A 13,419-nucleotide genomic window follows, 5' to 3' on the forward strand; every position below is an offset into this window, starting at 1 on the left:
TCACCGCGCCACCACCAGAACGATCAACACACCGAGCACGCCGTAGGCCAGGTACAGATGCACACTCCCGTTGTGCGCCCGGCGGACCGCCTGTGCACACCTCGCGACCGTGCGCAGCACCGGCGCGTAGACCCGGTCTTCGACGGCGTCCGAGACGTTGGTGCGGTAGGCGATCCGCGCGACGTGGTAACGGGTCTCCTCCAGGTGCGTCACCTCGATACCGCTATCCGGGCGCAGCACGTCATCGAAAACCCGTTGCAACGGTTGCGCGAATGATGTTGCGGTGTACTGCATCCGAGGCGTCAGACCGTCTGCGCCGCAGGCCCACAACGGCGATGTCACCGGCTCGGGGCGGTGCCGTGCGCCCCAGCTGGCCAGCGCCACGACGACCAGCACCGCGCCGGCCAGTGCCGCAGCCAGCAGGGCGGGCGACATAGAGCCGTGAATCCCGGTCAGCCGCAACACGATACCGAGTCCACGGAGATCGGCGTCGCGGGCGGCCGGCACGCTGGGCAGCACCGATTGCAGGGCTGCGGTGACGACCGATGGCAGCACCGCCAGGACGACACAGCCGACGGCCGCACCGGCCATGCCGATGATCATGCTGGCCGGCGCCTCGCGCGCCCGCTCGGCACCCTCGGAGCGCGCTCGCGCCAGGAAGCCGGTGCCGAATGCCTTGACCATCGCCGCCACACCCAGCCCCGTGGTCAGTGCCACGGCGCCGACGCCGACCGGTGTCACCAGTCCGAGCAGCGAATTGTGTTCCGGCCGTGCGTGAATCAGCGACTGCACCAACAGCCATTCGCTGACGAATCCCGCGCCCAGCGGCAACCCCGACGCGCCGAGCGCGGCCATCCCGAAAAGCGTTGTTGTGAGGGGCATCCGCCGGGCCAGTCCACCCATCCGGTCGAGGTCGCGTTCACCGGTGGCCACCAACACCGAACCGGCGGCCATGAACCCGAGGCTCTTGAACGCGGCGTGGGCGATCAGGTGCAGCAGCGCCGCCGTCATCGCGATCACTGCGGCCGCAACCGCGCCGCAAGCCGACAGCAGAGTGGCGGCGCCCAGTGCCAGGATGACCAGCCCCATGTTCTCGATCGTCGAATACCCGAGCAGCCGTTTGAGATCCGCGGCCACCGAGGCCTGCAGCACCCCGTATACGGCCGAGACGGCCCCGATGCCGAGCAACGTGACTCCCCACCACCGGGGGCCAGGTCCCAGCAACTGCAGGTCAATCCTGATGATCCCGTATATGCCGAGGTTGACCATGGCGGCACTCATCAACGCCGAAACCGGACTCGGCGCTTCCGGATGGGCGCGCGGCAACCACGCATGCAGCGGCAGTAGGCCGGCTTTGGAGCCGAATCCCAGCAGCGTCAACAGGAAGACCGCGTTGCGCGTCCCTGCTTGCACACCGGCGATGCCGGCGAACCGGTCGGTGCCCGCCGCCGCGGCCGCCACCATCAGACCAACCATTATCGCCGCGAAACCCAGCTGCGTCATCACCGCGTAATACACTGCGGCGGAGCGTACTTCGGCGCGGGCATGACCGGAGGCCAGCAGGATCAACGAGGTGACCGCCATCAGTTCCCAGGCCAGCAGGAAGGTGCTCACCGAACCGGCGGCGGGCACCAGCAGCATCGCAGCGACAAACATCGGCAGTGTGACCTGCGCGACGACGCCGAGTCGCTCGCGGTGCAGGTATCCGATGCTGTAAATGCCGACGACTACGGCCACCGCCCCGGTCAACGCCATGAAGAACCCGCCCAACCGGTTGACGCTGAGTTCCACACCGCTCAGCGGCAGCAGCCAGGGCAGCCACACTGTTGGCAACGAACCGAATACGGCCGCCACGCCCAAACCCGCACCTGCGATACCGGTCACCGCGGTCGCAACCCCGCTCAACGCTGCGCCGATACCGTTGCGGCGCAGGTCCTCCGGTGCAGCCGCGGGCGCCAGGGTCGCCGTCACCTGCCCGTCACCGATCTCAGGGCCGCCACCACCTGATCGGGTGACGGCGGGCAACCGGGGATCTCGACGTCGACGGGTATCACGTCACCGACCGCACCGACTACCCCGTAGGCGTCACCGAACACGCCGCGGTTGAGCGCACAGTCCCCGCAGGCGATCACCACCCGGGGCAACGGCGTGGCTGCCACGGTATTGCGCAACGGCTGCGCCATGTTTCGGGTCACCACGCCGGTGACCAACAACGCGTCGGCATGCCGGGGCGACGCGACCAGCCGGGCGCCGAACCGTTCTGCGTCGTACACCGGGCCGAATACCCCGGAGATCTCCACTTCACAGCCGTTGCACGAACCCGCGTCGACGTGGCGCACCTGCAACGAGCCGGACACGCCGGTCGGCGGCGCGACGCCCGATGCGGGCCGCTCGCCCGCGGGTTCGGCAACCCGGCCCAGACGCAGTATCCTGCCGATCCAGCTCATCGGCGCTTACCGCCGAGCCGTGGGGACGTCGGCGCGCAGGTCCTCGAGCATGGCGACCTGGCCGGTCAGCATTCCGGTCAGCACCCGTCGGGCGACCGCCATCAGCTCGGCGATCAGCGGCGAGGTGATCGAGTAGATGACCGTGTTGCCGTCCTTGCGCGCCGTCACTACCCCGGCCCGCCGCAGCACCGCGAGTTGCTGGGACAGGTTCGAGGACTCCAGGCCGACCTCGGGCAGGAGTTCGGCGACCGTGTGGTCGCGTTCCGACAGCAGCTCCAGGATGCGGACCCGCGCCGGGTGCCCCAGCGTCTTGAAGAACTCGGCCTTCAACTTGTACAGCGGCTCCGACACCTAACCTCGCTAAGGATTCATCAATTTAACAATTGAAGAATTTATCAGGTGATGGTCATCTCTGCACCGCGAGCAGACGGAAACTCGCACTGGAACGCGCGCTCCGACGCGGGTTTGTGTCTGCTCGCGCAGCTCTATTCGGCAGGAATCTCGACGCGGCGCACCACGCCGTCGACCGCGTCGGCGGCTTCGATCTCGCCGCGGGTCACCCCCAGCAAAAACAACACGGTGTCCAGGTACGGATGGCTCAGCGAAGCGTCGGCAACCTCACGCAGCGCGGGCTTGGCGTTGAACGCGATACCCATGCCCGCCGCCGCCAGCATGTCGATGTCGTTGGCCCCGTCGCCGACCGCGACGGTCTGCTCCATCGGTACCCCGTACTGCGCGGCGAAAGCCCGCAGCGCGGTGGCTTTGCCGGCCCGATCGACGATCGTTCCCACCACTCGCCCGGTCAGGGTGCCGTCGACGATCTCCAGCTCGTTGGCGGCGACGAAGTCCAGCTTGAGTTCCTCGGCCAGCGGCTCGATGATGCGCCGGAACCCGCCGGAGACCACTCCGCAACGAAAACCCAACCGCTGCAACGTCCGCAGCGTGGTCCGGGCGCCCGGCATCAGCTCCAGCTGCTCGGCGACGTCGTCGATCACCGAGGCGGGCAGGCCGGCCAAGGTGGCCACCCGCTGTTCCAGGGACTCCGCGAAGTCCAGTTCACCGCGCATCGCGGCCTCGGTGATCGCCGCGACTTTGCCTTCGGCGCCGGCGCGGGCCGCCAGCATCTCGATGACCTCGCCCTGCACCAGCGTCGAATCCACGTCGAACACAATCAGCCGCTTGGTGCGCCATTCCAGACCGTAGTCCTCGAGCGCCACATCGACCTGCTCGTCGGCGGCGACCTTGGTCAGCGCGCTCTGCAGCGGGCCGTACGCGCCGGGCGGCACCGACACCCGCAACTCCAGCCCGGTGACCGGGTAGTCGGAGACACCGCGGATGAAGTCGATGTTGACGCCCAGCTTGGCCACTTCCCTGGCTACCGCGCCGAAGGCACCGGCGGTGATTGGGCGGCCGAGCACGACGATGGTGTGGGTCGAGGGCTCCCGGATGACCGGCAGGTCGTCGCTGCGCTCGATCGTGACGTCCAGCCCGACCTCGCGGATCGCGGCTTCGACGTCCTCGCGCAACGCGGTGCCTTCGAGGTCGCCGCCGGACGGGTCCAGCGGGCAGGACACCAACACGCCCAGCGTCAGTCGCCGGCGTATCACGACCTGTTCGACGTTGAGTAGCTCAACCTTGTGCCGGGCGAGAACGCCGAACAGTGCAGACGTCACACCGGGTTGGTCGACGCCGGTAACCGTGATCAGCACCGACACCCGGGGTGACTTACTCACCCGCGCCGGCCGTCATCAGGTGCGGACGCTGACGTCGTCCGCTCTGGTGACATCGCCGTCGGAGGGACCGTGACTGCGCCCGACATGGGCCTCGGCGCGCAGCCGCTCGACCATGTGCGGGTAGTGCAGCTCGAAAGCCGGGCGCTCCGAACGGATCCGGGGCAGCTCGGTGAAGTTGTGCCGCGGCGGCGGGCAGCTCGTCGCCCACTCCAGCGAGTTGCCGTACCCCCACGGGTCGTCGACGGTGACCACCTCGCCGTAGCGCCAGCTCTTGAAGATGTTCCAGACGAACGGCAGGACTGAAACGCCCAGGATGTATGCGCCGACGGTGGAGATGATGTTCAGCGTGGTGAAATTGTCGGTCGGCAGGTAGTCGGCGTATCGACGCGGCATGCCCTGGTCGCCCACCCAGTGCTGCACCAGGAACGTGGTGTGGAACCCGATGAACGTCAACCAGAAGTGCACCTTGCCCAGCCGCTCGTCGAGCAGCCGTCCGGTCATCTTCGGGAACCAGAAGTAGATCCCCGCGTAGGTCGAGAACACGATGGTGCCGAACAGCACGTAGTGGAAGTGCGCGATCACGAAGTAGCTGTCGGTGACGTGAAAGTCCAGCGGCGGGCTGGCCAGCAGCACACCGCTGAGACCGCCGAGCAGGAACGTCACCGCGAAACCGACCGAGAACAGCATCGGCGTCTCGAACGTCAACTGCCCCTTCCACATCGTGCCAACCCAGTTGAAGAACTTGATGCCGGTCGGGACCGCGATCAGGAAGGTCATGAACGAGAAGAACGGCAGCAGCACGGCACCGGTCGCGAACATGTGGTGCGCCCACACGGCGACCGACAGCGCGGCGATGGACAACGTCGCGTAGACCAGCGTGGTGTAACCGAAGATCGGCTTACGCGAGAACACCGGGAAGATCTCCGAAACGACGCCGAAGAACGGCAGCGCCAGGATGTAGACCTCCGGATGGCCGAAGAACCAGAACAGATGCTGGAACAGCAACACCCCGCCGTTGGCAGGGTCGTAAATGTGCGCGCCCAGGTGGCGGTCGGCGGCCAGCCCGAACAGAGCTGCGGTCAGCAGCGGGAAGGCGATCAGCACCAGCACCGAGGTCACCAGGATGTTCCAAGTGAAGATCGGCATCCGGAACATCGTCATTCCCGGCGCGCGCATGCACACCACGGTGGTGATCATGTTGACCGCGCCCAGGATGGTGCCCAGACCACCGACGATGATGCCCATGATCCACAGGTCCGCGCCCGCGCCGGGCGTGTGGACGGCGTCGCTGAGCGGTGTGTAAAAGGTCCAGCCGAAGTCGGCGGCCCCGCCCGGGGTGATGAAACCGGCGGCCACGATCAACCCACCGAACAGGAAGAGCCAGAACGAGAACGCGTTCAACCGGGGGAAAGCCACGTCGGGCGCACCGATCTGCAGCGGCAGCACCAGGTTGGCGAAGCCGAACACGATCGGGGTGGCATAGAACAGCAGCATGATGCCGCCGTGCATGGTGAAAAGCTGGTTGTACTGCTCGTTCGACAGGAACTGCAGGCCAGGAACGGCCAGCTCGGTTCTCATCAGCAACGCCAGCAGGCCGCCGATGAAGAAGAACATGAAGCAGACGACGCAGTACATGATGCCGATCAGCTTGTGATCGGTCGTCGTGATCAGCTTGTAGATCAGGTTGCCCCTGGGTCCGGTGCGAGCCGGGTAGGGACGGACTGCCTCGAGTTCTCCCCGTGGGGGCGCTTCGGCTGTCAACAGATCCTCCAAACATCCATCCGGACAGGGGCGCACATACAGTGCTGAGTGGAATCTTAGCCCGCGTTCAGCCTGCCGGTAGGCCTGGTCCTACAAACTGTCGTATTTGATTCGGCACCCGCCCGCGAGTCGCCCGACCGGCGGGGTCTGAGCAGGCCGGATGTTACCGTCGGACGCGTGCAATCCGGCGGCTTCCGAACCAGTCTGAGCGCCGTGGCGGCGGCCGCGCTGGTCCTGACATCCGCATGCGGTTCGGACAAACCCGCGGCCACGTCGTCACTGGTCACGCCGACCACCCAGATCGCCGGCGCCGGGGTGCTCGGTAACGACCGCAAGCCCGACGAGTCGTGCGCCCGGGATGCCGCCGCGCCCGACCCCGGTCCCCCGCGGCCCGCCCGCAATGTGGCAGGGGCCGGCCCCGCCGAGGTTCAGGTGCCGGCCGACCCCCAGCGGATCGTGGTCCTCTCCGGAGATCAGCTCGACTCGCTGTGCGCGCTCGGCCTGCAATCCCGGGTCGTCGCCGCGGCACTGCCCGACGGATCGTCGAGTCAGCCGTCCTACCTGGGCAAGGTGATTCACGACGCGCCGGGTGCCGGCCCGCGCAACGCCCCGGATCTGAAGGCCGTCGCGGCGGCCCACCCGGACCTGATCCTCGGCTCTTTGGCGCTGACGCCGGCGCTGTATCCGCAGCTCGCCGCGATCGCGCCGACCGTGTTCACCGCGGCCCCGGGTCCTGCCTGGGAGGACAATCTGCGCGGGGTCGGCGCCGCTACCTCGCGCGGTGCCGCCGCCGACGCGCTGATCAACGGCTTTCGGCAGCGCGCGACCGATATCGGCGCCAAGCACGATGCGCCCCACTTCCAGGTGTCGGTGGTGCAGCTGACCACGAGCACGCTGCGCGTCTACGGGTCCAACAACTTCCCCGCCAGCGTCTTGAGCGCCGTCGGCGTGGACCGTCCCGCGGCGCAGCGGTTCACCGACAAGCCCTACCTGGAGTTCGGCACCACCGACACCGACCTGGCCAGAAACCCCGACTTCTCGGCTGCCGACGCCGACATCATCTATGTGTCGTGTGCCGGGCCCGCGGCCGCCGACCGCGCGGCCACTGTCCTGGACAGCGGCCCCTGGCGCCGGCTCGGCGCCAACCGCGACAACCGGATCTTCATCGTCAACGACGAGATCTGGCAGACCGGTGAGGGAATGATCGCCGCCCGGGGCATCGTTAATGATCTGCGTTGGATCAACGCGCCGATCAACTGAGAGTGACCAGCGCAACGCCGCCGCGATTGGCGGGCAGACCGTTACCTTAGCTAACCTTTATAGAGCAACCAGACGCAGAGGATGATGATGAGCACCGTTTCCGCATACGCCGCCACGTCGGCAACCGAACCGCTGAGCAAGACCACGATCGAACGCCGCGAACCCGGCCCGCACGATGTGGCCATCGACATCAAGTTCGCCGGAATCTGCCACTCCGACATCCACACCGTCAAAGCCGAATGGGGCGTACCGAACTACCCGGTGGTGCCCGGCCACGAGATCGCCGGCGTGGTCACCGCCGTCGGCTCCGAGGTCACCAAGCACAAGGTCGGCGACCACGTCGGCGTCGGCTGCATGGTGAACTCCTGCGGTCAGTGCAGCAGCTGTAAGGCCGGCCTCGAGCAGTACTGCAAGAAAGGCGCCACCTTCACCTACAACTCCACCGACAAGGACGGCACCCCCACCCAGGGCGGCTACAGCCAAGCGGTCGTGGTGGACGAGAACTTCGTCGTGCACATCCCCGAGTCGCTGCCACTGGACGCCGCGGCGCCGCTGCTGTGCGCCGGCATCACGCTGTTCTCCCCGCTGCGGCATTGGAAAGCCGGGAAGGACACCCGGCTGGCCATCGTCGGATTGGGCGGCCTGGGCCACATGGGCGTCAAGCTGGGCGCCGCGATGGGCTGCCAGGTGAGCGTGCTGTCGCAGTCCTTGAAGAAGATGGAAGACGGATTGCGTTTGGGCGCAAGCAATTACTACGCGACCGCCGACCCGGACACCTTCAAGAAGCTGCGCGGCAGCTTCGACCTGATCCTCAACACTGTCTCGGCGAACCTCGACCTCGGGCAGTACATGAACCTGCTCGACGTCGACGGCACCATGGTGGAGCTTGGCATTCCCGAGCACCCCATGGAGGTGCATGCGTTCGCATTGGCGGCGGCACGACGCAGCCTGTCCGGTTCGAACATCGGCGGGATCGCGGAGACCCAGGAGATGCTCGACTTCTGCGCCGAACACAACGTGACGCCCGAAATCGAGGTCATCGAAGCCGATTACGTCAACGAGGCCTACGAGCGGGTGCTGGCCAGCGACGTGCGCTACCGCTTCGTCATCGACATCTCGACTTTGTAAGCGACCCCGGTAAACGTCAAAGGGCGGCGCGCAGCCGCGCCGCCACCTCTTCGGCCGCTTCGCCGTCCTCGTCCCCGGGGATCACCTCGCTGACGTCGATGCCGGCCAGCGGCCAACCGGCGGCGGCGAGCGTGGCGGCCACCCGCCGGACGTTTTCCGGGCCGGGGTCGTGGTGGGTCAATTCCGCGATCTGTTCGGCGATCTCGTTGCCGTCGATCACGCCGTCAGCCACCGCGGGCGACCCCTTGGCGGTGAGATTGTCGATGACTTCCTTGAGCTGGTCGGACGTCAGAGGCGTGCTGCGCAGCAGGGCGAACAGCGGGACCCGATCGGGCCCGGGCACGCCTTCGGGATAGCCGGCCTGCAGCCAGCGGATCACCGAGCGAAAGAAGTTGGGGTGGGCGCCATCGTTACGGTCTTTCGTCACCCGCCCAGTGTCCCGAAACCGACGTCGAGCACGCCACTTGCGAAGGCGTGCTGAGCAGACAATTCACGCTTCGTTCACGACGCGCACACGTGGCGGCCGGGTTGTACGCAGTCGGCGATATCGGCAGCGGCATTGACCCGATTAGCCGGCCGGTAGCGGCTCGAGAAGCCAGCATGGCCGTGACGCCCGGTTCGAGAATTGGGGCTTCATCCCGGTGAAGCCGGCCGCAAGTCGTTCCTGACACGTGCGAGCCGGGACCGGCTTGTCGGCGGGCTTCACTATCCTCGCCTGGTGCGCACGGTTTTCGCGATGACCCCAGCATGACGGCAGCCCTGCTTGCCATCCCATTGGTTGTCGCGGTGGTCGCCGGCATCCTCAGGCACAGCCTGGCGGCCGGCGTTCTGGCGTTCTACCTTGCGCTGCTGTGCGTGGTGCTGGTCGGGTGGCTTGCCAACCGGAAGTGGCCGCGCCGCGCGGAACGCGTCACGAGTCTGCGAGACATCGACGCGATGGACGGTGCCGAGTTCGAGAGCTACGTCGCCGCCCGCCTCGGCCGGGCGGGCTGGCAGGTCACGTTCACCCCGCCCGTCGGCGACTACGGCGTCGACCTGATCGCCGAAAAAGACGGCCGGTATGTGGCGGTGCAGTGCAAGCGGTACGCCAAACCGGTGGGCGTCGCGGCCGTCCAGGAAGTGGTGGCCGGCGCGCGCCACCACGGCTGCACCCGCAGCATCGTCGTCAGCAACCAGGAATTCACCTCAGCCGCAAAACAATTGGCGCGCACCCACGGCTGCCAGTTGATCGGCCGGAAGGTTCTGCAGACCTGGGTGCCGCAGCCGGTCGGTCACCTCGCCTGACAGTGCGGTTCCAGCGCCCGCGCCAGCCCGATTAGGTAGTCGAATACTTAGGCCAGGCCAGTCGTTGCTTGCAAGGCTAGTTGGTGTGCGACCGACCATTGCGCGTCGGTTTGCCAATGTCCGACGAGCAGGGGCAGTGAAATGGGGCAGGTAATCGCGGCGCCAGAACAGATAGCCGCGGCGGCAACGGATCTAGGCGCTATTGCTTCATCGCTCGATGCCGCCCATCTAACGGCGGCATCCTCGACCCAATCGTTGCTGCCGGCGGCCGCCGACGAGGTGTCGGCGAGCATCGCGCACCTGTTCTCTGGTCATGCCGAGGACTATCAGAAGCTCGCCGCGCAGGCGGCGACATTTCATCAGCAGTTCGTGGAGCACTTGACCGCCAGTGCGGGCTCGTATGCCCTCGCCGAGGCGGCCAACGTCGCGTCGCTGCTGCAACCCGTCACTGCCGTGACGAACACGATCGCCACGGCAGCCGCGGACCCGTCGACCATTTTCTACTACTTGGGCGAGGCAGTGCGCCGCATAGGATTTATCGGCAGTTCGTTACCGGGCCTGGCGGGGCAACTAAATCAGCTCTACCTCACCGACCCGGGCTATCTGTACAGCGCACTACCGTTGTTCCTGATAGGTGGACCGCTGGTTGCCGGTCTTTATGTCTCCGGCCCCCTGTTGCGCCTCTGGATCGACGTGATCAGCCCGATTTACGAGGTGTATCCAACTCTCTACCAAGCGCTTATGGCGCCGTTCTTTCCGCTACTGCTTGCGCATCTCATTACATTCGGTGCGTTTCTGTAGCAAGCTAGCTGGCGCGCGCCCGACGGTCGCAGCAGGCAGCTTTAGAAGTCCCAGTCCTCGTCCTCAGTCACCACGGCCTTGCCGATCACATACGACGACCCTGAACCCGAGAAGAAGTCGTGGTTCTCGTCGGCGTTCGGTGACAGCGCCGACAGGATCGCCGGGTTCACGTCGGTCTCGTCGCGCGGGAACAGCGCCTCGTAGCCGAGATTCATCAACGCCTTGTTGGCGTTGTAGCGCAGGAACTTCTTGACGTCCTCGGTCAGCCCGACCTCGTCATAGAGGTCCTGGGTGTACTCGACCTCGTTGTCATACAGCTCGAACAGCAGCTCGTAGGTGTAGTCCTTGAGCTCGGCGCGCTTGGCCTCGTCTTCCAGGGCCAAGCCGCGCTGGTACTTGTAACCGATGTAGTAGCCGTGCACGGCCTCGTCGCGGATGATCAGCCGGATCATGTCAGCGGTGTTGGTCAGCTTGGCCCGGCTCGACCAGTACATCGGCAGGTAGAACCCGGAGTAGAACAGGAAACTCTCCAGCAGCGTCGAGGCCACCTTGCGCTTGAGCGGTTCGTCACCGCGGTAGTACTGCAGCACGATCTCGGCCTTGCGCTGCAGGTTCGGGTTCTCCTCTGACCAGCGGAACGCGTCGTCGATCTCTGCGGTCGAGCACAGGGTGGAGAAGATCTGGCTGTAGCTCTTGGCGTGCACCGACTCCATGAACGCGATGTTGGTGTACACCGCCTCTTCGTGCGGAGTCAGCGCGTCGGGGATCAGGCTGACCGCGCCGACGGTGCCCTGGATGGTGTCCAGCATCGTCAGGCCGGTGAACACGCGCATCGTCAGCTGCTTCTCACTGGGCTTCAGCGTGCCCCAGGACGGGATGTCATTGGACACCGGCACCTTCTCGGGCAGCCAGAAGTTCCCGGTCAACCGGTCCCAGACCTCTGCGTCTTTGTCGTCTTGCAGACGGTTCCAGTTGATCGCCGAAACGCGGTCGATCAGCTTTGCATTTCCACTCACCGAAACCCCACTTCACCAGGCCGATTTGGCTGCCGGCAGCGCCGGACGTGCTTAGGCCTCAAACACTACCCCTGGTGTCCGACAAGCCGGCGCAACACAATAAGTTGTGTTTTGCGGCGTGTCGCTATGTCGTCGCCAAAATCAGCTCAGCGGCCTGTTCGGGCTGGTCCCAGTGCGGAAAATGCCCGCAATCGCCGAACCAGTGCACGGTGGCGTCCGGGAAGAGTTGCTGGGCGCGCGGGGCCTGGCGGGGCAGCGTCACCCGGTCCTTGCGACCCCACCCGATGACCGCCCTGCCGCGCAATGACCCAGCGGGCGCGCCCTGCTGCTTGGGCCCGTGCACCAGAGCGTCCAGCGCCTCGTCGAGTCGTGTCGCCCGGGTGAAACTGCGCAGTTCCTGCAACACCAGGCCGGCCGGCAACCGCCAAGGCTTGGCCGAAAACTGCAGCAGCAAGGCCGTACGCCCCGCGCGGCTACGGGTCAGCGCGGGCAACAGCGGCTGGATGCGGCGCACCAACCCGATCGAAGCGCCGACCGTCAGGCCGAATGCCTTCAGTTCGCCGTCGGTCCAGAACCCGCCCGGATCCAGCGCCACGACCGTGCCGCCATGTCCGCGCCGGGCCATCTCCAGCACCATGCGCGCACCCATGGAACTGCCCACGATGTCGACATCGCCGAGTCGGTGTTCCCCGATGAACGCCTCCACGGAGTCGGTCAGCGACGCGATGGTCACCGGCCCCGCCATCGGCGCGCTCTCGCCGAAGCCCGGCAGATCCACCGCGATCACCTCCCGCTGCGCCGACAACGTTGGCAACACCAGATCCCAGTTGCGCCAACTGGATCCGAGTCCGTGGACGAGCAGCAGTGGCTTGCCCTCACCGCGGCGAACGAAATGCATTCCAGCGGGTACCCCGCCGCCTCCGGTTCAAGCGCCGGCGTCGATGATCTGCACCACGCCACCGGTCACCCCGGCCACGAACAGCCGACCGGTTTTGGCGTCGACGCCGACGGTGTACGGGTTCTGTACCGTCGGAAAGCGTTGCAGCCTATGAGGAATCGCATCGCTCATGTCGTACCCGACGACCTCGTTGGTTCCTGACGACGCAACCCAGAGCCGGTCATGTGTCCCGTCGTAGGCGATGCCGTACGGCCCGCCCGGCTGCGCCACCACAGCTACCTCGTGCGGCGTGGGCAACGGCAGGAACACCCGGACCGCGTCTCCACGCGTGTCGGCGGCGATCATTCGCCCGTGCCGGTCGGCAACCAGGTGCGTCGGTCCCGCACCGGCCGGTGCGGACCCGACAATCGTCAAGCGGTCGGCGTCGTAGACGGTGAGGTCGTTCTTGCGCACATCCAGCACCCCCATCGACGTCCCCACCGGCGCCGTCCCGGCCGGCTGGACACTGTCGGCGAACACTTTGACGATCTGATCGCCGCGCAAGACGGCCACCGTCCCGCCGTGTTCGTTGGCGACGAAGACCGTGCCGTTGGACGCGGCGGCCGCGTCGTGTGGATGCGCCCCGGTATGAATGGCCGGCCCCGCCTGACCTTGCGGCAGGTCGACGCGGATCAAGACGTCGGCGGTTTCCACCGGCACCAACACGGGACCACCGGGAGCGGCGAGTTGCAGATGGCGGACTGATCCCGGAAGTGGCACCCGGCCGGTGACGGCGCCCGAGTCGGCGTTGAGCAGCACCAACTCATCGGGATCGCGCACGGCGACGGCGACGGTCCGGGTCCGCGCGTCGACGACGATCCCTTCCGGCGCGCGGCCCACCGCGACAGTCCGGCCCGCCGGGGCCGCAACGGGTGGCGGCGCTTCACGCGGTTCAGCCGCCTGCGGCAGTCCCGCGTCGGGGGGGCGACTGCCCTCGGTTGGCACGGATGCCGAACCCGCCTCCGGTGCCCCGCCGGGATGACCGCAACCGGTCATCAGCAGCAGTGGCACGCACAGTGCGCCCAGCAACCGGCTTGCCCTGCAACGACTTC

Annotated in this window: 13 protein-coding genes; 4 read left to right on the forward strand and 9 right to left on the reverse strand. The window is 66.7% G+C overall.

Annotation, left to right across the window (positions count from 1 at the left end):
• The 5 genes from ACNQS7_RS09720 to ctaD all read right to left on the reverse strand — a co-directional run bounded on the left by ACNQS7_RS09720 (position 1) and on the right by ctaD (position 5,941).
• Complete coding sequence (locus tag ACNQS7_RS09720; protein ID WP_418015951.1) at positions 1 to 1,917, reverse strand: proton-conducting transporter membrane subunit; 1,917 nt, start codon at positions 1,915 to 1,917, stop codon at positions 1 to 3.
• Between the two features lie 50 nt (positions 1,918 to 1,967).
• On the reverse strand, positions 1,968 to 2,447 hold the full coding sequence (locus ACNQS7_RS09725) for an NADH-quinone oxidoreductase subunit B family protein (RefSeq protein ID WP_418012396.1): 480 nt from the start codon (positions 2,445 to 2,447) through the stop codon (positions 1,968 to 1,970).
• A 6-nt stretch (positions 2,448 to 2,453) separates the two neighbouring features.
• The gene (locus ACNQS7_RS09730) at positions 2,454 to 2,798 is read right to left on the reverse strand and encodes a metalloregulator ArsR/SmtB family transcription factor (protein ID WP_310785117.1); all 345 of its coding nucleotides are present in this window, start codon (positions 2,796 to 2,798) and stop codon (positions 2,454 to 2,456) included.
• A 134-nt stretch (positions 2,799 to 2,932) separates the two neighbouring features.
• On the reverse strand, positions 2,933 to 4,180 hold the full coding sequence (gene serB / locus ACNQS7_RS09735) for a phosphoserine phosphatase SerB (protein ID WP_418012397.1): 1,248 nt from the start codon (positions 4,178 to 4,180) through the stop codon (positions 2,933 to 2,935).
• Positions 4,181 to 4,195: 15 nt separating this feature from the next.
• Positions 4,196 to 5,941 (reverse strand): cytochrome c oxidase subunit I, encoded by a 1,746-nt coding sequence (ctaD, locus tag ACNQS7_RS09740; RefSeq protein WP_418012398.1) that lies wholly within the window; start codon positions 5,939 to 5,941, stop codon positions 4,196 to 4,198.
• A 177-nt stretch (positions 5,942 to 6,118) separates the two neighbouring features.
• Here ctaD and ACNQS7_RS09745 point away from each other — a divergent pair, with 177 nt between their 5' ends.
• Entirely contained in the window at positions 6,119 to 7,201 is a 1,083-nt protein-coding gene (locus ACNQS7_RS09745; protein ID WP_418012399.1) for an iron-siderophore ABC transporter substrate-binding protein, read from the forward strand.
• A gap of 87 nt (positions 7,202 to 7,288) precedes the next feature.
• Positions 7,289 to 8,329, forward strand: a complete 1,041-nt coding sequence (locus ACNQS7_RS09750; protein WP_418012400.1) for an NAD(P)-dependent alcohol dehydrogenase — start codon at positions 7,289 to 7,291, stop codon at positions 8,327 to 8,329.
• 16 nt (positions 8,330 to 8,345) lie between these two features.
• Here the strand turns inward: ACNQS7_RS09750 and ACNQS7_RS09755 are convergent, their stop codons facing one another.
• Positions 8,346 to 8,756, reverse strand: coding sequence for a DUF3349 domain-containing protein (locus tag ACNQS7_RS09755; protein ID WP_231752323.1), 411 nt, complete (start codon positions 8,754 to 8,756; stop codon positions 8,346 to 8,348).
• Positions 8,757 to 9,076: 320 nt separating this feature from the next.
• Here ACNQS7_RS09755 and ACNQS7_RS09760 point away from each other — a divergent pair, with 320 nt between their 5' ends.
• Together ACNQS7_RS09760 and ACNQS7_RS09765 are read left to right on the forward strand one after the other, a co-directional pair.
• Positions 9,077 to 9,613, forward strand: coding sequence for a restriction endonuclease (locus tag ACNQS7_RS09760; protein WP_418012401.1), 537 nt, complete (start codon positions 9,077 to 9,079; stop codon positions 9,611 to 9,613).
• Between the two features lie 141 nt (positions 9,614 to 9,754).
• Positions 9,755 to 10,414, forward strand: coding sequence for a PE family protein (locus ACNQS7_RS09765; protein ID WP_418012402.1), 660 nt, complete (start codon positions 9,755 to 9,757; stop codon positions 10,412 to 10,414).
• A 41-nt stretch (positions 10,415 to 10,455) separates the two neighbouring features.
• On the opposite strand, the gene nrdF is transcribed toward ACNQS7_RS09765, so the two are convergent.
• The 3 genes from nrdF to ACNQS7_RS09780 form a co-directional block, all read right to left on the reverse strand.
• Positions 10,456 to 11,430, reverse strand: a complete 975-nt coding sequence (gene nrdF / locus ACNQS7_RS09770; RefSeq protein WP_418012403.1) for a class 1b ribonucleoside-diphosphate reductase subunit beta — start codon at positions 11,428 to 11,430, stop codon at positions 10,456 to 10,458.
• A 124-nt stretch (positions 11,431 to 11,554) separates the two neighbouring features.
• The gene (locus ACNQS7_RS09775; protein ID WP_418012404.1) at positions 11,555 to 12,328 is read right to left on the reverse strand and encodes an alpha/beta fold hydrolase; all 774 of its coding nucleotides are present in this window, start codon (positions 12,326 to 12,328) and stop codon (positions 11,555 to 11,557) included.
• 27 nt (positions 12,329 to 12,355) lie between these two features.
• Positions 12,356 to 13,378, reverse strand: coding sequence for a YncE family protein (locus ACNQS7_RS09780; protein ID WP_418012405.1), 1,023 nt, complete (start codon positions 13,376 to 13,378; stop codon positions 12,356 to 12,358).
• Positions 13,379 to 13,419: the final 41 nt, after the last annotated feature.

This window comes from Mycobacterium sp. 23 (assembly GCF_048287075.1).
Lineage (GTDB): Bacteria > Actinomycetota > Actinomycetes > Mycobacteriales > Mycobacteriaceae > Mycobacterium > Mycobacterium gordonae_B.

Bases quoted from the DNA above. Each gene is read 5' to 3' on its own strand.
- ACNQS7_RS09725 (WP_418012396.1), bottom strand. From the start codon at position 2,447: ATGAGCTGGATCGGCAGGATACTGCGTCTGGGCCGGGTTGCCGAACCC.
- ACNQS7_RS09750 (WP_418012400.1), top strand. From the start codon at position 7,289: ATGAGCACCGTTTCCGCATACGCCGCCACGTCGGCAACCGAACCGCTG.
- ACNQS7_RS09760 (WP_418012401.1), top strand. From the start codon at position 9,077: ATGACGGCAGCCCTGCTTGCCATCCCATTGGTTGTCGCGGTGGTCGCC.
- ACNQS7_RS09765 (WP_418012402.1), top strand. From the start codon at position 9,755: ATGGGGCAGGTAATCGCGGCGCCAGAACAGATAGCCGCGGCGGCAACG.
- ACNQS7_RS09775 (WP_418012404.1), bottom strand. From the start codon at position 12,328: ATGCATTTCGTTCGCCGCGGTGAGGGCAAGCCACTGCTGCTCGTCCAC.